Source organism: Massilia sp. FBCC-B171, assembly GCF_059134155.1.
Genome location: NZ_CP101443.1, coordinates 2,407,629 through 2,426,276, shown reverse-complemented (window position 1 = coordinate 2,426,276; position 18,648 = coordinate 2,407,629). Strand labels below are relative to the sequence as shown.

Below are 18,648 nucleotides of genomic sequence, written 5' to 3'. Positions count from 1 at the left end.
GGAAAACCGAACGGTCGTGCGATTGTGGGCCGGAGGTGATAAGAATGTCAAGCAGTTGAAGGAGGCAGTCAGGCGCTCGCCGGCACCGGGTCGGACAGGGCCTCGACGATCGTGTCGAACACGCGCCGGATGCGGGGCGCCACCGGGCCACGTTGCGGGCGATAGACGAACACGTCCCACGCGGGCGGGGCGAAGTCGTCGAGTACCGAGACCAGGCGGCCGCTGGCCAGCTCGGCGGCGACCAGGTAGTGCGGCAGCTGGCCGTAGCCGACGCCGGCCAGCATCGCGTCGAGTTCGGCCTCCGGGTCGTCGCTCAGGAAGCTTGGGGAAGTCGGGGTGAACTGCTGGCTGCCGCCGAGGCCGTCGGCCACGTACCACGGCCACACCCTGCCGCTGGCGCCATCGACGTAGCCGGTGGTCGGCAGCGCCGCCAGCGCCTCGGGCGAGGCCGGAACCCCGGTGCGCACCACCAGCGCCGGCGCGGCGGCAATCACGAACGACATCTTGGCGACGGCGCGCGCGACGAAGCGGTTGTCGCGCATGAAGCCCAGGCGCACCCCGATGTCGATCTGTTCGTCCACCACGTCGGCGATGGCGTCGGCCAGTCGCAGGTCGACGATGATCGCCGGGTGCGCCAAGGTCAGCCTGGCGAGCGCCGGCAGCAGGCGCATGCGCGCCAGGCTGCGCGGCGCCGTGATGCGCACGCGGGTCGGCAGTTCCGATTCGGAGGCATCGCTGGCGCGCTGGAACAGCGCATCGAACTGCAGCAGCGAATCGCGGCCGCGCGCCGCCAGCTGCGCGCCGAACTCGGTCACCCGGACCTGGCGCGTGCTGCGGTGGAACAGCACTTCGCCGAAGTGGCGCTCGAGCTGCTGGATCGCGCGCGTCACCCCTTGCGGCGAAATGGCGAGCCGCGCCGCCGCTTCGCGAAAGCTGGACGATTCCGCCGCCACACAAAAGATTCGTAACAGGTCGGTCTGGTTCAGCACGCGCTAGCTCCTCAATGAGGCTGCGATTATTCCATAAATTCGAATTCTGAAATCGCCGTTGTTCCATATACAACCCTGTACCCGGCCCGCATACTCCTTTCCTGAATTGACCATCCCTATCGGAGAAACACCATGAACAACGAGATCGCAGGCAAAGTAGTCCTCATCACCGGCGCCAGCAGCGGCCTCGGCGAAGCCACCGCGCGCCACCTGGCGGCGCAGGGCGCGCACCTCGTACTGGGCGCGCGCCGCCAGGATCGGCTGGAAGCGCTGGCGGCGGAGATCCGCGCCGCCGGCGGCCAGGCCGCATTCGCCGTCACCGACGTGACGCGCAAGGACGACGTGGCGGCACTGGTGCAAACCGCGCTGACCCATTTCGGCCGGTTAGATGTGATGATCAATAATGCCGGCCTGATGGCGGTGGCGCCGCTGCGCGAACTGAAGGTCGACGAGTGGGACGCCATGATCGACATTAACGTCAAGGGCGTGCTGTATGGAATCGCCGCCGCCTTACCCGTGTTCCAGAAGCAGGACAGCGGCCATTTCATCAACATCGCGTCGGTGGCCGGGCTCAAGGTATTCGGCAACGCCACCGTGTACAGCGCCACCAAGTTTGCCGTGCGCACCATCTCCGAAGGGCTGCGCGCTGAAGTCGGCGGCAAGATCCGCAGCACCATCATTTCGCCGGGCGCGGTGGCATCGGAACTTAAGCATGGCAGCAGCCACGCCGAAAGCGCCAGCGCCGTGCTCGACTTCTACCAGATGGCCATTCCCGCCGACACGGTCGCGCGCGCGATTGCCTACGCCATCGCCCAGCCGGCCGACGTCGACATCAACGAAATCGTGCTGCGCCCGACCGTCCAGGAATTCTGAACCGGGCCGGCTTGCCGTCCACAGCATCGGCGCCCCCAGGCGGCGCCGCGCCATTTCCACCGCTTTGCCGGTGCTGCCCGCACGTAACGATCCGCTCTGCAAGCGCGCAATCGGTAGCATGGTGCGACAGCGCCAGCACCCCGCCCGCTGTAACCGGGCCTGTCATTTATATGGAGTACCTATGAAAGCTGTTGTCTATAACGAGTCCGTTGCGCTCGCTTCGCCGGATGCCATGACCGACACCACCCTGCCCGAGCCTGCGCCGAGCGGGCACGACCTGTTGGTGGAAGTGCACTCGGTCTCGGTGAACCCGGTCGATACCAAGATCCGTGGCGGCGTGCTGCCGCCCCCGGCAGAACCAAAGGTGCTGGGCTGGGATGCGTCCGGCGTGGTGCGCGCCGTGGGCGACAAGGTCACCCTGTTCAAGCCAGGCGACCGCGTCATGTACGCCGGTTCGCTGCTACGGGCGGGCACCAACAGCGAGCTGCACCTGGTCGACGAGCGCATCGCCGGTCCGATGCCGAAGAGCCTCGGCTTCGAGGAAGCGGCCGCGCTGCCGCTGACCTCGATCACGGCGTGGGAGCTGCTGTTCGACCGTTTGCAGGTGCGCGAAGGCAAAGACCCGAGCGGGACCCTGCTGGTCATTGGCGGCGCCGGCGGCGTCGGCTCGATCCTGATCCAGCTGGCGCGCCAGCTGACCGGCCTGACCGTGGTCGCCACCGCATCGCGGCCGGAAACACAGGCGTGGGTGCGCGAGCTCGGTGCCCACCATGTGATCGACCACACGAAGCCGATGCCGGCGCAGTTGCGCGGCCTTGGCCTGGACGCGGTCGAGTACGTGGCGAGCCTGACCCACACCGACAAGCACCTGGTCGAGATCGCCGAGATGCTGGCGCCGCAGGGCAAGCTGGCGCTGATCGACGACCCCGTGTCGCTCGACGTGCCGATCCTTAAGCCCAAGAGCATCTCGCTGCACTGGGAACTGATGTACACGCGCTCGATGTACCAGACCGCGGACATGATCGAACAGCACAACATCCTGGCCCGGATCGCCGATCTGGTCGACGCCGGCGTGCTGCGCACGACGCTGGCGGACCATTTCGGCACCATCAACGCAGCCAATCTGCGCCGCGCCCATGCCTTGCTCGAGAGCGGCAAGGCGCGGGGGAAGATCGTGCTGTCCGGCTTTTGAGAAAGGAACCGATATGACCGTTGAAGTCATTGCCACGCTGGTGGCCCGCCCCGAACGGGACACCGACCTCGAGGCAGCACTGCGCGCGCTGCTCACGCATTCCAGGCAGGAACCGGGCGTCCGGCGCTACGACCTGTACCGCGACGGCGAACGACCCGCCACCTTCCACGTGCTCGAAGTCTACGCGGACGACGCTGCGCTGGAAGCGCACCGTGGGAGCGCCCATTTTCTCAGGTTCCTGGAACAGGCCGGCGACTGGTTGGCGGCTGCGCCAATGATCGCTGTCCTCGACCCTGTTGCAGTTACCTAGCGCAAGCCCGGCGGCCGCGCCGCCGCCGTATGACGCCGCTCGGCGCCGGCCGGCAGCTGCTCCTCCTCCCAGGCTGCCAATGCCTGCTGCTGCTGCGCGGCCGTCGCCTCCTTCTGCCACACTTCGAGCAGCCGCGTTTCGCCCAGCCGCCAGCCGTCTCCCCGGTTCAGCAGCTCGGTGCGGCCCCTGATGCCCACGACCCGCCCGTCAATGACCGCATCGCTCACGTGCCAGATCAGGGCGCCCTGGGGGACGCTGTCCGGATGCAGGCCCGGCGCACGGTCGAGCGTGAGCACGTCCGGGGACAGCATTGCGCCGAAGATTTGCCCGGAACGCCAGTTCGCCGCCCGCGCCTGCCCCCTGCCAGGCCGCGCGCCCATCTGCTCCAGCGCGCGCGCCAGGTCGCCGAACAGCGGGTCCCGGTCGGCGCGCAATGCCAGGAAATTCGCGGCCTGCACGCGCCCATACTCGACCAGCACGTTTTTCAGCATCAGGTCGCGGTCGAATTTCGAAAAGATACCGAGTTCGCGGCCCGCGCTAGCGCTGACCGCTTCCGCATCCATGACGATGCGCACCACTTCGACCGGCTTGTCCTGCGGGCGACAGGCCTGGTACGGGTCGTCCAGCCGGCGGTTGACGGCTTCGATGAAGGCGATTTCCTGGTTCAGCGAGAGGTTGCCCGACAGCGTGTCGCGCCGCTGCCAGAGCTCGCTCCCATAGCGATAGGTGTCGCTCGCGTCCGCAATGCGCTTGCTGAAATCGGCCTTGTCCTGGTTGATCTGCAGGATCCACAGTCCGTTTGGCTTCTTGGCGGGATCGCCGATGTGGGAGATGAAGTTCTTGATCGGTGGATTCTGCGAGAACAGGCCGTCCCAGCAGGCGGTGGCGCGCACTTCCTGGGTGTCCGGGTCGATGCCGGTGATCTCCTGGGCCTTGAACACCCACGGCAGGCAAGCCGAGGCCAGGACCGCGTCGAGCGTCACCCCGGCCTCCTCGGGCGAGCGTTCCGAGCTGAAGGCGATGAAGGCGCCGCTGTCGACGTCGACGGCACCGATCAGGAGCTGCGGGATCGTGTAGCCGACATCCTGCACCGCCGCAGCCAGCCGCTCGAGCGAGGCGGGCTCGAAGCTGTACTGCGGCACCTTCCACGCGTCGAAGGCGGCGCGCAGCACGCAGTCCGGTTCCAGGTCCTGGCCGGCAATCCAGTCCACGAGGCGGCGCGTGGTCTCCATTTTCGCGCGGATCTTTTCTTCGATGGCATGGCGTTTCGTGCGTATGCCGGCGTGCGCCGGCTGCGAGGCGTGGACCATCCTTGCCTCCAGGTCGCAGGACTGCCAGCGTTTCACCTCCTCGGGGATGCTGCAGAAATCGCCGATCGCGCCGACGAGTGCGAAATCGACGTGGGGTGCGACCGTTTCGCGCAACTGGAAATAGTGCTCGCGAATCCAGCCGCCCAGGGGCGGCCACATTTTCGTCATCCACGGCCAGGTGCCGGTGGTGAAGCGTTCGATATCGATGAGCGGCGGCAGATAGGGGCTGAGCTTCAGATCGATGCTCAGCATGCGGCCCGTCAACTGCGTCATCCCGTTGAGCATGCGTTCGCCCGGCTGGTGCGCGCAGTTCGCATCCCAGAAGGCGTCGAGCCGGTCCTGCGCGGCCTTCGGTCCACCGGTCAGGTAACCGAACCAGGCCAGCAGCGCGCTGATCGCGCCGCCCGAGGTGCCGCTGATGCCGGCCAGGTTCAGGTGTTCACCGCTGCCCTCTTCCAGCATGTGTCGCTTGCCGCCGGAGCGCGCAATGAGGACGTTGTCGAAGCGGGGCAGCAGCACCGGCAGCGCCCCCGCCGTGTACGCCGCGTGGCTGCCCCCGCCCTGGCAGGCAATTGCGATGTTCTTGATGGCCATGATCGTCCTCCCTGGAAAAACTGAACGCGAACCGGCTGGTTCGTGAGGTGCTCCCATCTGACCTGAGGAACGCAAGTTTTGACCGGTGCGCGGCGGGACGGTTCAGGACACCGGACGGCGGGCGTCCGCTTTTAGATCTGGGGACGATGTCACGCGCTCTTACAAATCGTTTCGAATGTAACGTTTACACGCTTTCGCGTGCGCGCCTCAGCAAGTAGTCTGTTGGGCTCGGCATGCGCCACAACGCGGCGCAGCAGATGCGCGGCAGGTGCGCGGCCGGCCGAACGCTATTTCTTCAAACGGAGTCTTCCTTGTCCGAATCTACAATTCCCACCCCGGCGACGGTCATCAAAATCATCGGTGTCGGCGGCGCCGGCGGCAATGCCGTCAACCACATGGCACCGTCCGGACTGTCCACCTTCGAATTCATCTGCGCGAATACGGACGCGCAAGCCCTGTCGAACACCCTGACCGAAAAACGCATCCAGCTTGGCGAGAGCGGCCTGGGCGCCGGCAGCGACCCGATGGTCGGACGCGAAGCCGCCATCCGTGAACGCGAGCACATTGCCCAGGCCCTCAAGGGGGCCGACATGGTCTTCATCACCGCCGGCATGGGAGGCGGCACCGGCACCGGCGCCGCCCCTGTGGTTGCCGAAGTGGCACGCGAGCTGGGCATCCTGACCCTCGGCGTGGTGTCGAAACCCTTCGAATTCGAAGGCCCGCGGCGCATGCGCGTGGCCGAAGAAGGCATCGCGACGCTGGCTCGATGCGTCGACTCGCTGATCATTGTCCTCAACAGCCGCCTCGAGGAAGTGCTGGGAGACGATGTCACGCAAAAGCAGGCGTTTGCCGCCGCCGACGAGGTGCTCAGCAAGGCCGTGACCGGCATCGCGGACATCATCGCCGTGCCAGGGATGATCAACGTCGATTTCGAGGACGTGCGCACGGTGATGCGCCAGACCGGCATGGCGATGATGGGCTCGGCCGAACATACCGGCGACGACCGCGCCGTCAAGGCGGCCGAAGAGGCGATCGCCTGTCCCCTGCTCGATGGCGCGAACCTGCGCGCCGCGCGCGGGGTGCTGGTTAATATCGCCGCCTCCGAGGAAACCCTGAAACTGCGCGAAACCAAGCTCGTGATGAACACGATCTGCGCGCAGACCAACGACGACGCGATCATCAAATTCGGCGCGGTCTACGATGACACGCTGGGCGAGGCCATGCGCGTGACGGTGGTCGCCACGGGTTTGAACCGGCCCAGCGACCTGACGCTCGGTGCGAGACGGCCAGCGATGTCACGCCCCGGCGCCGCGCCGCAGCAGGGCTTGCGCCAGGGCGCAATGCACGCGTCAGTGCGGCCGGTATCGGCCCAGCACGAGTCGCGCTCTGGGGGGATGTCGCGTCAGTCCGCTTCGCGGCCGGAAGAGGAAGGCCAGTAAGGTCCCTGACCTGCTACCGGCTTTGTGCGCCGGTGGCAGGCTCGAGACGGTGGTGAAGAATGGGCCGCCTCAGGCGACTTCGGTGGTGATGGCGATCCGGCCCGACAAGGTCTTGTGCACCGGGCACTGGTTCGCGATTGCCATCAGGCGTTCCTTCTCGTCGGCGCCGAGTGCGCCGACCAGTTCGATACGGCGGTGCAGCGCATAGGCGTCCCCTTCCTGGCCGTGGGTGATGGCGACCCGCGCCTCGTCCAGCTGCCAGCCTTTGCGGCGGGCGTACAGGTTCAGCGTCAGCGTGGTGCAGGCCGCAAGGGCCGCCGCCAGCAGGTCGTGCGGCAAGGGACCGCTCGCCTCGCCGCCCGCTTCCACGGAGGCGTCGGTCAGGATCGTGTGCGGGCCGATCGTAATGACTTGCTGCAGCGGTCCGGTGCCGCGGTGCGTCGTTATTTCCATGTCGTTCTCCAGGTGCTTGTCTGATCGCTTGGTTCGATTCGAGGGAAACCTGCTTCCCTCTCATGAAAACCATTATGCGCGGCGTAAGCGAGGAGGAAAAACGAGTTATTTGATCGGCTATCGTCGATTTTTTCGACTAGCCCCGCCCGATCCCTGGACTTCGGGTGGGGTTCAGGCGCACGTAGGACAGGGCAGCAATGGCCTTCTCCCTCCTTCCTGGCGGCCTGCGTGCAGGACTGTTATCTCTTCCCTTATCGTTAGCGCCCGGTTCTCTGTTTGCCCTGCACTTCTCACGTTGGTTAGTTACGGTTATCGACGTAGCGATCCCGGAAACAAACCTCGGCTACGGAAGCTCATGCACCCAGCGGTGCATCGACGATCAGCTCGGGCCGCAAGGCGCGCATCCGCATTTCCGTAAAATAGCCGCCCGCCTCGTTATAGCGCAGGTAGTGCCGGCCACAGTCGCTGCAGCGTACGACGGCGCAGCGGTTGTAGGGGTAGAAGCGCATCGCGATCGGCGCGGTTTCGCTTTCATAACGGGTTCCCGCCGGATGGTACTCGGCGAAGGTCGGCTCGTCGTAGGGATCGTCGAACAGGAAGCCGGCTTCCTCCAGGCGGCCCGGGTCCAGCGCCAGCGGCACTGCCCTCCAGGCGGCAAGGGACTCCTCGTTACAGGTGCACGGCGCCGTCACGGCGACGGACGCTTCGGCCAGGAGCGTGAGTGTCTCGACATCGATTCTTTTCATGATCATTTTCCTTGCCAGGGCCAGGTTCTGCGCGGGCGGCGATCCGCATATGCCAGCGCCGCCTTGATTTCGATCCGCCATGTGGTGCCGGCGCCGGGCGCCGTATGCAGGCGGGCATTGGCATGGATCAGCCCTGCGCATGACGCAAGGCGTTGCGCAAGGCTTCCTGCCCGATCGCGCACAATTCCTCCTCCCCCGCCATGCGCAAGCACTCGTGCAGCAAAGGCTCCTGGCGCGCGCCGGTGCGCAGGGCTGCGACCTTGTCGCGGCCTTCCTAACGCGAACCCCAGCAGCGCACTGCACCATCGTCGCAATCGGGTCATTCCGTGCTCGCTTCCATTGTTATAAACCTATCAAGTTGCGCATCTTAAACTATCGACGCGCGTACATACAATGAAAAGCCCGTTGCGGTAGACCTTGGTGAAGTCTTATATGCCTTACGGAAATAACTCACATCACCAGAAACAATTGGCGCCTGATGCTGCGCTGCACAATAATTGACCGATCTCCTCTATTTTCCTTCACGAAATAGAATCAGCCCGCCAGTTCGCCCGCGGGCTTCCCCATAGCTCAAGGACTAATAATGAAGAAATCGATCGCACTTTTATGCTTCGCGCTTTGCACCGGTGCCAGCTCGGCCACCCAGGCTGCAAACAATGAAGACGCCTCCTGCTCGCAACTCTCTTCCGACATCGCTGCTCGTAGCGCCCTCTTTGTCAAAGTCGCCGACGCTGCGCCGGCGCTGACCGAGATCATGCCGTCGGCCCCTGCAGCCGCGCGTCAACGTGTCCATGGCAAAACCCTTGCATTGCATGATATTGCCAATGAAATCTGGTCGTTGCGCACGCGTATGGCCTATCTTGATTGCAGCCAGGCCGGGACCTTCGCTTACTGACCGGTATGCGCTGACTGCTCCAGCAGTTGCGCCAGGCGGTTGATGTCGAGGATCAGGGAAAGGCAATTTTCCCTGGTGGCTCTCCCGCTATCGCGGCAGCGCGTGCCGTCGCAGGCTGCCAAAGAATGCGCTCGTCGACATCGCAGATATCGCGGTGACCGCAAAACGCCATGGTGATGTTCAGCTCCTTGCGAATGATGTCGAGACAGCGCGTCACCCCTGCCCTGCCACCGGCGCCGAGGCCATACAGGAAGGGGCGCCCGATGTACACGCCGCGGGCGCCGAGCGCGAGCGCCTTGATCACGTCCTGCCCGGACCGGATGCCGCCATCCATGTGGATTTCGATCCCGCCGCCGACGCTGTCGACGACGTCGGCCAGCGCCGCAATGCTCGAGGGCGCACCGTCGAGCTGGCGCCCGCCGTGGTTGGAGACTACCAGGGCGTCCGCACCGGACTCCACTGCGTGCCTGGCGTCCTGCGGCTCCATGATGCCCTTCAGGATGAGTTTGCCACCCCAGCGGCGCTTGATCCATTCGACATCGCTCCAGGACAGCGCCGGATCGAACTGCTGCGATGTCCATGCCGACAGCGAACCCATGTCCGACACTCCCTTGGCGTGCCCGACGACGTTGCCGAAGCCCCGGCGTTTCGTGCCCAGCATTCCCCATGCACCAGCGCGGCCGCGTCATCATGTTGGCGATATTCCCGAGCGTCAGCCGCGGCGGCGCGGACAGGCCGTTGCGCAAGTCCTTGTGGCGCTGGCCGAGGATTTGCAGGTCCAGGGTCAGGACCAGCGCCGAACAGCGGGCCGCTTTTGCCCGGTCGATCAAGCGCTCGATGAAATCGCGGTCCTTCATCACATACAGCTGCATCCAGAACGGTGCGCGCGTATGCGCGGCGGTATCCTCGATCGAGCAGATCGACAAGGTCGACAGCGTGAACGGCACGCCGAACGCTTCCGCCGCCTGCGCCGCCAGGATCTCGCCATCGGCATGCTGCATCCCGGCCAGGCCGGTCGGGGCCAGCGCCACCGGCATCGATACGTCCCGCCCTGCCATCGTGCTTGCCAGCGACCGGTTTTCCATGTTGACCGCGACCCGCTGGCGCAGCCGGATGCGGGAGAAGTCGTCGGCATTGGCGCGGTAGGTTGATTCCGTCCATGCGCCAGAATCGGCGTAGTCGTAGAACATGCGCGGCACGCGGCGCTGCGCTGCGCCAGCAGCCTGAGGTCTTCGATGCAGTGGACTGATTGCATGCTTCGGGTTCTTGAAAAAGGTGGCGGGAAAGTCGCGGAAATGGTGGAGGGCGAATCTGTAGTTGTATCCGGGCGTGAACCGGAGCCACGCCAAGCTTAAACCAATTGACGGGGACGGTCAGCAAAATGCCGGGATTCATCGCCCCGACGACGTGCATCCCGCACGGCTTGCGGTCCAAGCGCAGCGTGCAGGTTTCCTCGCCCGGCCTCAAGCTCATCGGCCCGGTCCCCACCTGGCCTTGCGCACCCTGCGGTTCGGGTTCCGGAACATCCCTGACGACGCTGGGCATCTGTGGCACTATGCCCCGATACCATCGATAAACACGCTGGAGACGCCGTAGTGGGAAACCCGCAGTTACCTTCCAACGAAGACCTGCTTGCGCAGATCCGTTTCGATCCCGACGAGGGCACCATCTGGCTGTCCGAGCAGCGCGTGATGCTCAACCATGCGGGCGTTTGGGGCGCGCTGCGCGACGAGCTGGTAGAGACCATGGGCATGCAGCGCGCGCGCCCTGCTGATGCGCTACGGCTACCAGACCGGATTGCGCGATGCGGAACTGGCGCGCAAACTGCGGCCGGACCTGCCGGTCGAACAAGCCTTCATGGTGGGACCGCAACTGCACAGCATACGCGGCCTTGTGCACGTGACGCCGCTGGAGCTGGAATTCGACCTCGCCAAGGGGAGCTATTTCGGGCGCTTCGTCTGGCGCACTTCGTTCGAGGCGCAGGTCTACCTCCAGCACCACGACACCAGCGATGAGCCGGTGTGCTGGAGCCAGCTTGGCTACGCCAGCGGCTATACCACCTATTTCATGGGGCGCTCCATCATCTACAAGGAGGTGGCCTGCGCCGGCTGTGGCAGCCCGCATTGCGAAATCGTGGGAAAACCGGCCGAGGAATGGGAAGACCACGCCGAAACGCAGCGACTGCTGATGCGCGATTCGATGGCCGAAGAACTGTTCGCCCTGCAAAGCCAGCTGAGCGAACTGCGGGAAGCCGTGCGGGCCAACGAAGAGGACGCCCCGGCCAATTCCGTGGGGCGCTCGCGCGCCTTCCGCGAAGCGAGCCAGCTGATCCGGCGCGCGGCGGCCAGCAAGGCCAATGTGCTGCTGCTGGGCGAAACCGGCGTGGGCAAGGAAGTGTTCGCGCGCGGCCTGCACGCGGCTTCGCCGCGCGCGCAGCAGCCCTTTGTCGCCGTCAACTGCGCCAGCATTCCGCCGGACCTGATCGAAGCAGAGCTGTTCGGCGTGGAGAAAGGCGCGTACACGGGCGCCACCGTCAGCCGGCCCGGCAAGTTCGAGCGCGCCAACCGTGGCACCATCTTCCTCGACGAAGTCGTCGAACTGTCGGCGCGCGCCCAGGCCTCCCTGCTGCGCGTGCTGCAGGAAGGCGAACTGGAACGCGTGGGCGGCACCCACAGCCAGAAAATCGACGTGCGCATCGTCGCCGCCACCAACGAAGACCTGCAGCAGGCGGTGGCCAACGGCAAGTTCAGGATGGACCTGTACTATCGCCTGAACGTCTATCCCGTCCGCATCCCGCGAACCACCTGGGCGGCTATTCGTTCTTCGATCCCACCCCAAGCCCGTTCAACCTGCGCCGCTCCATCCGCACGGACGCCGAAGGCCGCTACCGCTTCCGCAGCAAGGTGCCCGTCGGCTACAGCGTGCCGCCGGGCGGCTCGACCGAAAAGCTGCTCACGCTGCTGGGCCGCCACGGCACCCGCCCTGCGCACATCCATTTCTTCGTCACGGCACCTGGCCACCGCAAGCTGACCACGCAGATCAACATCGACGGCGACCCCTACCTGTGGGACGACTTTGCCTTCGCCACCCGCGAGGGCCTGGTGCCTGCGATGCGCAAGGTGGGCGACCCCGCCTCGCTACACGCCAGGGAAGTCGACGCGCCCTGCTATGCGATCGACTTCGATTTCGACCTGCAGGCGACGCGCGACGGCCTTCCGGCCGACCACATCGAGCGCGCGCATTTCGAGGCCTGAAGGGAGCGACCGATGCGGCTACTGGACCCGGGCGATGGACAGCTTGCCTACACGCTGGAAGGCCCCGAGGGCGCACCAGTCGTGATGTTCTCGAATTCCCTCGGCACCACCGCGTCGTCGTGGCAGGCGCAGGCCGACATGCTGTCGCGGCAGGTGCGTGTGCTGCGCTACGATACGCGCGGCCATGGGATGAGCGGCCTGGCCGGTGCGCAAGCGCACGGCCCTGGCCCGGGCTATACGCTTGCCCAACTCGGCGGCGACGTGCTGCGCCTGCTGGACGCGCTGGACATCGAGACCGTCGACTTCTGCGGCATCTCGATGGGCGGTCTCACCGGCTTGTGGCTCGGCGTCCATGCCGGCCCGAGGCTGCGACGGCTCGTCGTTGCCAATAGCTCGGCCCGGATCGGGACGGCAGAAGGCTGGACAGCGCGCGCGGAACAGGTGCTGGCGCACGGCATGGACCCGATCGCAGCCAGCGCGGCTGGACGCTGGTTCACCCCAAGCTTCCGCGCACGCGCCCAGGCGTGCGTGGACGGGTTGGTCGGCCAATTGCAGGCATGCGATCCGCGCGGCTATGCAGCCTGCTGCCTGGCCCTGGCGCAGGCCGACCTGCGCGCGGAGCTCGCCGCGATCTCCGTGCCGACGCTGCTGGTGGCCGGCCGCGAGGATCCGGTGACCACCGTGGACGACGCGCGCTGGATGCGGGCGCGGATCGCCGGGACGGAATACGTCGAGCTGGCAGCGTCGCACCTGTCCAGTGTCGAGGCGGAGGCGGAGTTCACGCGGCACCTGCAACGGTTCCGGGAATGAGGGCGCGGGCGGGCGGGTTCAATCGGTCGCAGGCTGGGACACCAGCGCTTTCGTCCGGGCCGCTGTCCGCAAGCTTTCACATGGGCCGGCGGGGATGGAAGGTCAGCGGGCTGTACGGCACGGCGGATGGCGGCGGTGCGCGCAGGATGCCAGGCTTCATCGCCTCGACAATGTGCATCTCGCAAGGCTTGCAGTCGAAACGCAGCATGTAGGTTCCTCGCCCGACCTCAGCGTCATTGGCTCGGCGCGCACCTGGCCTTGCACGCCCTGCACGCCCGTGGCCTGTTTCGGGCAAAGGTTGACGAGAAGCGCAGGCAGTGCTTGGTGATCATCAGCGGCACCTCGTCCGGCCCCAGTACAAAGAAGCAAACCCGCGGACGGACATCTGGACACTGTCTCGTCGAAGCCTCAAGCGCCCGATTTCAGAATTTCGACTAATTCTGGCGTACTGATGGGATAAATATAAACATTTCCGTTCGTTTCGAACGTGACCTTGTTCCCAACCCGTTGAGCGTTGCGACCGCCCTCGGACAATTCGTACTCCTCAGTGAAGGCGGGCAAGATTCGAATTTGCTGAGTTGGCGATGCTAGATCACATGAACGTACGGCGACGCGGAACCGTCGTGCCGCCGGGTCGTATCCTGTCGGTGTCAAGCACAGTTCTGATTGGCTCCGCTCGAATGACGTTTTCGCCTTGTGCGGAGAGTACAAGCACAAGCGAGGGTGCGTCTCGGTAGAACGCGTCATCCGCTTGGACTCCACGCCAGCATTAAAATCAGTTGAATTTAATGCTTTCGCCGGCCCATGCGGCGAAGGAAACCCTGTGCTGTTACAACGCCATTAGTGCAACGGGCCTCACATCGTTGACGCAAAAATTATTAAACGCCTTGTTCTGGTCGTCTCTAGTCAAGAATTAAATGTTTCCCATATTTTTTTTCGAAGCTCTCCTAGTGCTTTATTCCTACGAATCCGCTCCTCCTCGTCCTCCGCCCAAATATAATACTCAGCAAAACCGCGCCCACCTGCCATCATAGTATTATAAATTGACCGCGCGCTCTCGAAATCGGCATTGGCAACGCAACCTTCCGAGCCAACTAATTCCTGACATGCCGCCCTAATACCCCGAGACCAATTTCCTTCCTTTTCCTCATCAAGAAGTGCAAGCAGTTCGTTGAGGAGGACGCGGACTTCTTCGACTTGCTTGTGATTGGTTTTCATATCATTTCTTTCCTTTAATCGGCGATGCATCAAGCACCTGAACGCCCCTAATGTTCCATGGCGTCTCCACAAATACTTGACTAGCATTTGGTCCGCCAACATAAAATCCTCCTTGAGGACCAACTGGCCCATCATAGACCGTGGATCCTTTCGGGATTTTAACGGTATAAACAACGTCAATGGGCGAGCTGCCGGTCAAAACTCGGGTTTTTGGATCTACCCACTGACTTTTTACGGCGGAATCGATCCTTACCTTTGCTAGCGACTCGGGGGCCTCTCTGGTAAACCACTGACCAAGGGGCTTCCCAGTTTCGCCTGCTCGGTATAGCACTAGATCATCGGTGAGAACGGTAGCGTTGTACTTCCCAGAAAAGAAATTTGCAGCCGGAGTACCTGGCAAGGTGGCAAGCGGCCCTGGATTCTCGACAGAATTGAAAGTAAATGTGGGGCTCGACCCACTTGGTGCAACGACAGCGCTGCTGCGGGTCCTGCCAGCTAATCCCTCGGCCGCAGCAAGCCCCTTCGGGATAACCTTCCCTGCCACCGCCGTCGCACCTAACTTAAGCGCGTCCAGACCAGTGGTCACGAGAGGATCCTTTTCTCCTGGGAATGTCTGCGCATTAAGCGAGTTCAACACCCGCTGACCTTCGCTGGACTGGAACGGGCCAAAAAGCGCTTGGCTTCCCTGTTGTGCCTGTTGGTTCGACGCTGTGGCAATATATGCACCAAACGCACCAAATGCGCAACCTAAGCCAACCGTCTCGACACACGATGCCACGCCGCCGGCGGCAATGACCCCGCCACCGACTGTCCCCAGCGTCCCCGCGCCTAGATTGATGGCGCCACCCGTGCGACGCAGTAATTCAGCACGGCTGGTTAAAGCGTCGCGCGCTGGATCCAAATATGCTTGGTAAACAAATTCGCCCGTCGCCTTTAGCGCCATTTGTTCGACATTGTAGTTTTTGCCTTCACTTTGCAGCGCCTCCAATGTCCGATATAGCGGATCACTTGTAGGAACGCCGTCGGCACACCTCACTAAGGCACAGGCAGCGGCGTCTAGTCTGTGTTGCTCATCCGCTGACTTTCCTCGCTTCAATACTGCTAGCTTTTGGGACTCGCTCTCATGCAATTGACGGTTATTTGCGTCCGCATTCAGCCCGGTCGCCGCCCCTGCACTGCCGCCGGCCACACCGCCAATGACCCCGGCGGCCCCGCCCGCGATCAGTTTTGCCGCGACCTCTGCCGCATTGTCGCCCAACCCGGCATCGGTTAACTTCACCGTCATCGCCTTCTGAAGTTCGTCTATGGTTGGCGCCGCTTCTGCCGCAGCCGCTGCTCCGACTGCCCCACCCAGTCCGCCCCCCATGGCGCCGAGCGCCGTATGGGCCGCGACGCGGTAAATCCCTCCTTCGGCCCACTTCGCCGCTTCTTCGGTATTGCCCTGACTCTCCAGTTCCTTCTTCCTGGTTGCGGCGTAATCGCCAATCTCTTTTGCTAGACGAGGCATGGCGGCGCTGGTGATCTGCATCTGCGCACCCACTTCGTCCAACGCCTGCGCTCCAGTCCACCCTTTAATGAGCGCCCGGACGTGTCCTTACCGGTTATGACGTCACGGTTGAGATTCGCGATTGCTTCGCCCGCCGGTTGATCCCCAATTGTCAGCGCCGCAACGCTGATGCCGCTGCGGGTCGTGCTGGCCTGGCTTTCGCTAACCTTGCCCACGCCTGGGGCCAGGCTCGGAGAGAACGTGTTTCCGCTCTGGTTCTTTCCGACGTTTACACCCAAGCTGATACCGCTGGCTTTGGAGCTGTCTCGGTTCTGGAGGTGGCTAGACGAGAGCGTTTCGGTAGTCAAGCTGTTGCGGCCGTCTTCGATTGCCCGCTCGCTGCTACTAATGACGCCTCCTTTCAGGTCCGTATTACCAGCAACATTGACTTGGAAACCGCCATCGCCTGCACGCATCCCGCTTTGCTCGTGCACGCTCGCATAGTCGTTATTTACCTTGCTTTGACTGACGCTGGCGCTGAATCCGCCACCTGCGCCGATAGTGCCGGAAACGCTGACGCTCTGACTCTTGCCGTCGAGCTTGGCCGTGTCCTGCAGACTCTCGATGTTCAGGTTTCCGCCAACGGTCGCCATTACCTGGTTGCCGCTGGCGACCGCGCCCTTCAGATTGGTGTCGCCGCCACTGGCGATCGTCACCCGGTTGCCGGCACTGACATGGTTGTTGACCTGGGTCGTGCCCTCACCATCGACTTTGCTCTTGCTCGCGCTGGCGCTGGCAGTAATGCCATACCTCGCCCCCTGCGAGTTTATTTCGGCAGCTATGCCAACTGCCGCGCTCCAGCTCTTGCTCTGGCTGTGCTGGCTCTCGGTATCCTGGGCAGCCAGCAGATTGATCTGGTTGTCTGCAGTCAAAGACACGTTGCCTGCGGCACGCACATCGCTCCCGACGATGTCGATATTGCTGTCCTTGCCCGCTCCGGTCGCCAGGATGGTGACGTTGTTGCCGGCCGCGAGCACGCTGCCTGCATTGGAGCGGCTAGCCGTCAGCTCGGTGCTTTCACTTTCCGAATGGCCGACGGTCAAGCTGATTCTGGCGCTTGGACCGTTCTGAGCCATGTCCTGGGCTGCATCCTTCGCGGTCAACGCCGCTGCGGCCGCGGCCAGCGCCCTGTGCCGTCCGCTCGACGTTTTCTCTCCTGCCGCAGTCATGGATTGCGCGGTCTGCAGAGCATTGACGACGCTGCCGCCGATTGCCAACGTAAGCACATCTTGCGTCATCTTGGTGGTGAACTTGCCGTTCTCGTCATCTGCGCCTGGCGTGATCGCCACGCTTTTCCCAGTCAGGATCATGTCCTGCCCAGCGCTCAGATCGCTGCCACTAATGTTGACTGCATTGCCTGCGCTTACGTTGAGGTTGCCGTCGATTGAGCCGACCATACTGCGGGACTGGCCACTTTGCGTCGTCGCGTCGCGGCTCTGGTCCGTCGTCGTGACCCGCGTCCCATAGGTAATGCCAAATCCGCCTCCACTCAGGAAGCCGCTTTCCTTGACCTGTGTGTGGTGCTGTTCGGTCAGGGTGCTGGTGGACGCCCCGATATTTACATTACCGAGTGCTGCCAGACTGACGTCACTATCGCCTGCGATGGCGCTACCGAGCACATTGACATCCTTGCCTGCGCTGATATCGACGGTTTTGCCGGACAGGGCACTGCCGACCGCTTGGCTGCTCGCCACGTAATCAGCCTTCTGCGTTGTCTTCCTGCTCAATGAGCTTCCCGAAGTGCGCGTTGAGGCGGTGTCCGATACGTGCTTCTCCTGCGTGGACCCAATATTGATGCTGTCGGTGGCCGCCAGCTTCAGCTGCTCGCCGGCAGTAACCGAGCTGGCAGTGATGTTGATGGCACCCTGCTCGAGTATGCCCGCAGCGACCGTCAAGCTGCCGGCTGCAGTAACGTCCGCCCCCACCACGTTCTGGTTTTGATGTACCCGTTTGTCATACTGCTTGCTGCTCGGGTCGTTCTGTGCCGAGGTGTTGACCTCTTTGGTCACGGCAGCGATATTGATGTTCTTTCCGGTCAGGAGTTGACCGTTGCCGCCAGTACCAATCGAGACTTGCGTACCGGCGCGTTCATCGTATCTAAAGGTTTGATCTCTGGCGGAATCCGGTGCCGTGGCACCATGCCGTAGGTCGCCAGGCGGGCTTCCAGTCGGCCGTGAGCATCCCTGCACAGGATGGGCGCGACGTAATCCTTCGAGGTCTCCTCCGGCCACGCCAGTCGTTTGGGAGATCGCTGAAGTCCCCCAGCGTGCCGAACTGCTCGGGCGTGGGCGGACGGTAATTGACGCACATGATCAGAAGCCTTCGAGCACCGTCTCCAGGTGGCTGACGCTGGGCGCCCCATCGAAGCAGTGGCCGACCAGCCGCCGCCTTCCTAGAAATCCTCGCTGCAACGGAAGTGGACGTTGTGGTCCTCGACCGTCTGCCAGCGCACCAGAAGCCAGTCGGCGCTCGGATTCTCGATGTCGCGCTAGAGCAGCATGCCCGCGCAGCGGCGCGCACGCTGTAAGAGCGGCGAGGCCTGGCGGAAGCCGGCTTTGAATTCAGCTTGCATGCAAGGTTTGATCGAGAGTTCGGTGCATTCGAGGCTCACGGTTCCTTTGCGCTGCTTTTTGGCTACAAAATACATGACGACCGCGCAAGGCTCGATTATGCCGTTGGTCAGCAACGTCGTGAATTAAGAAGGCAACTGGACGGTTGCGGCGCAAGTCATGGCAAGGGCACATAAACATAACTTTATATTTCTGCAGGCGGATCGTGTCCCATACTGTCACAAAACTGGTTGTCGCCTACTTGTCCTTGTCTGCCGTACTATTCTTAGAGCTATCGTTCGAAGAGTTTAACGAGCCAATGAACGCAACCAGAACAGCTAGTAAGCCAGCAATCGCTGGAGCGCAAACAAGTATTGGATTAATCCCATTCTCGAAAGACTCGATAGTCTTCCGAAAACCCACTTTGTGTAACATCGACGCAACAAAAAAAACCTGCGTCGCGAAAAACC

At 63.3% G+C, this 18,648-nt stretch carries 13 protein-coding genes and 4 pseudogenes; 8 read left to right on the top strand and 9 right to left on the bottom strand.

Annotation, left to right across the window (positions count from 1 at the left end):
* Positions 1 to 68 precede the first annotated feature (68 nt).
* Entirely contained in the window at positions 69 to 989 is a 921-nt protein-coding gene (locus tag NMB41_RS10995) for a LysR family transcriptional regulator (protein WP_494382478.1), read from the bottom strand.
* A gap of 132 nt (positions 990 to 1,121) precedes the next feature.
* Between NMB41_RS10995 and NMB41_RS10990 the strand changes: the two genes are divergently transcribed.
* The 3 genes from NMB41_RS10990 (at position 1,122) to NMB41_RS10980 (ending at position 3,364) form a co-directional block, all read left to right on the top strand.
* Positions 1,122 to 1,862, top strand: coding sequence for an SDR family oxidoreductase (locus tag NMB41_RS10990; protein ID WP_494382477.1), 741 nt, complete (start codon positions 1,122 to 1,124; stop codon positions 1,860 to 1,862).
* Positions 1,863 to 2,043: 181 nt separating this feature from the next.
* Entirely contained in the window at positions 2,044 to 3,054 is a 1,011-nt protein-coding gene (locus NMB41_RS10985) for a zinc-binding alcohol dehydrogenase family protein (RefSeq protein ID WP_494382476.1), read from the top strand.
* Between the two features lie 13 nt (positions 3,055 to 3,067).
* Positions 3,068 to 3,364 (top strand): putative quinol monooxygenase, encoded by a 297-nt coding sequence (locus tag NMB41_RS10980; protein WP_494382475.1) that lies wholly within the window; start codon positions 3,068 to 3,070, stop codon positions 3,362 to 3,364.
* Here the strand turns inward: NMB41_RS10980 and NMB41_RS10975 are convergent.
* Positions 3,361 to 5,268: a patatin-like phospholipase family protein gene (locus NMB41_RS10975; protein ID WP_494382474.1), complete on the bottom strand. Its 1,908-nt coding sequence runs from the start codon at positions 5,266 to 5,268 to the stop codon at positions 3,361 to 3,363. The two genes, NMB41_RS10980 and NMB41_RS10975, sit on opposite strands and share 4 nt — an antisense overlap.
* A 311-nt stretch (positions 5,269 to 5,579) precedes the next feature.
* On the opposite strand from NMB41_RS10975, the gene ftsZ reads away from it, so the two are divergent.
* Entirely contained in the window at positions 5,580 to 6,707 is a 1,128-nt protein-coding gene (gene ftsZ / locus NMB41_RS10970; RefSeq protein ID WP_494382473.1) for a cell division protein FtsZ, read from the top strand.
* Between the two features lie 69 nt (positions 6,708 to 6,776).
* On the opposite strand, the gene NMB41_RS10965 is transcribed toward ftsZ, so the two are convergent.
* On the bottom strand, positions 6,777 to 7,160 hold the full coding sequence (locus tag NMB41_RS10965) for an OsmC family protein (RefSeq protein ID WP_494382472.1): 384 nt from the start codon (positions 7,158 to 7,160) through the stop codon (positions 6,777 to 6,779).
* A gap of 353 nt (positions 7,161 to 7,513) precedes the next feature.
* The gene (locus NMB41_RS10960) at positions 7,514 to 7,906 is read right to left on the bottom strand and encodes a hypothetical protein (protein WP_494382471.1); all 393 of its coding nucleotides are present in this window, start codon (positions 7,904 to 7,906) and stop codon (positions 7,514 to 7,516) included.
* A gap of 583 nt (positions 7,907 to 8,489) precedes the next feature.
* On the opposite strand from NMB41_RS10960, the gene NMB41_RS10955 reads away from it, so the two are divergent.
* Complete coding sequence (locus NMB41_RS10955; protein ID WP_494382470.1) at positions 8,490 to 8,801, top strand: hypothetical protein; 312 nt, start codon at positions 8,490 to 8,492, stop codon at positions 8,799 to 8,801.
* Positions 8,802 to 8,853: 52 nt separating this feature from the next.
* On the opposite strand, the pseudogene NMB41_RS10950 reads toward NMB41_RS10955, so the two are convergent.
* A pseudogene (locus NMB41_RS10950) lies at positions 8,854 to 10,056 on the bottom strand (alpha-hydroxy acid oxidase).
* Between the two features lie 292 nt (positions 10,057 to 10,348).
* Here NMB41_RS10950 and NMB41_RS10945 point away from each other — a divergent pair.
* The 3 genes and pseudogenes from NMB41_RS10945 to pcaD form a co-directional block, all read left to right on the top strand.
* Positions 10,349 to 11,537: pseudogene (locus NMB41_RS10945) on the top strand (sigma 54-interacting transcriptional regulator); the annotation flags it as partial.
* 59 nt (positions 11,538 to 11,596) lie between these two features.
* Positions 11,597 to 12,055, top strand: a pseudogene (locus tag NMB41_RS10940) (dioxygenase family protein); the annotation flags it as partial.
* A gap of 12 nt (positions 12,056 to 12,067) precedes the next feature.
* Positions 12,068 to 12,865 (top strand): 3-oxoadipate enol-lactonase, encoded by a 798-nt coding sequence (pcaD, locus tag NMB41_RS10935; protein ID WP_494382469.1) that lies wholly within the window; start codon positions 12,068 to 12,070, stop codon positions 12,863 to 12,865.
* 76 nt (positions 12,866 to 12,941) lie between these two features.
* Here pcaD and NMB41_RS10930 read toward each other — a convergent pair.
* The 4 genes and pseudogenes from NMB41_RS10930 to NMB41_RS10915 form a co-directional block, all read right to left on the bottom strand.
* A pseudogene (locus NMB41_RS10930) lies at positions 12,942 to 13,209 on the bottom strand (collagenase-like protease); the annotation flags it as partial.
* 562 nt (positions 13,210 to 13,771) lie between these two features.
* Positions 13,772 to 14,083, bottom strand: coding sequence for a hypothetical protein (locus tag NMB41_RS10925; RefSeq protein ID WP_494382468.1), 312 nt, complete (start codon positions 14,081 to 14,083; stop codon positions 13,772 to 13,774).
* 1 nt (position 14,084) lies between these two features.
* Complete coding sequence (locus NMB41_RS10920; RefSeq protein ID WP_494382467.1) at positions 14,085 to 15,611, bottom strand: hypothetical protein; 1,527 nt, start codon at positions 15,609 to 15,611, stop codon at positions 14,085 to 14,087.
* Positions 15,578 to 17,638, bottom strand: coding sequence for a hemagglutinin repeat-containing protein (locus tag NMB41_RS10915; protein WP_494382466.1), 2,061 nt, complete (start codon positions 17,636 to 17,638; stop codon positions 15,578 to 15,580). The genes NMB41_RS10920 and NMB41_RS10915 overlap by 34 nt, the downstream gene beginning before the upstream one ends.
* Between the last annotated feature and the right edge of the window lie 1,010 nt (positions 17,639 to 18,648).

Coding starts and splice junctions, on each gene's coding strand:
- NMB41_RS10965 (WP_494382472.1), bottom strand. CDS start 7,160: ATGGAAATAACGACGCACCGCGGCACCGGACCGCTGCAGCAAGTCATT.
- NMB41_RS10925 (WP_494382468.1), bottom strand. CDS start 14,083: ATGAAAACCAATCACAAGCAAGTCGAAGAAGTCCGCGTCCTCCTCAAC.
- NMB41_RS10980 (WP_494382475.1), top strand. CDS start 3,068: ATGACCGTTGAAGTCATTGCCACGCTGGTGGCCCGCCCCGAACGGGAC.
- NMB41_RS10975 (WP_494382474.1), bottom strand. CDS start 5,268: ATGGCCATCAAGAACATCGCAATTGCCTGCCAGGGCGGGGGCAGCCAC.
- NMB41_RS10990 (WP_494382477.1), top strand. CDS start 1,122: ATGAACAACGAGATCGCAGGCAAAGTAGTCCTCATCACCGGCGCCAGC.
- NMB41_RS10955 (WP_494382470.1), top strand. CDS start 8,490: ATGAAGAAATCGATCGCACTTTTATGCTTCGCGCTTTGCACCGGTGCC.
- NMB41_RS10920 (WP_494382467.1), bottom strand. CDS start 15,611: ATGCAGATCACCAGCGCCGCCATGCCTCGTCTAGCAAAAGAGATTGGC.
- NMB41_RS10960 (WP_494382471.1), bottom strand. CDS start 7,906: ATGAAAAGAATCGATGTCGAGACACTCACGCTCCTGGCCGAAGCGTCC.
- NMB41_RS10985 (WP_494382476.1), top strand. CDS start 2,044: ATGAAAGCTGTTGTCTATAACGAGTCCGTTGCGCTCGCTTCGCCGGAT.
- pcaD (WP_494382469.1), top strand. CDS start 12,068: ATGCGGCTACTGGACCCGGGCGATGGACAGCTTGCCTACACGCTGGAA.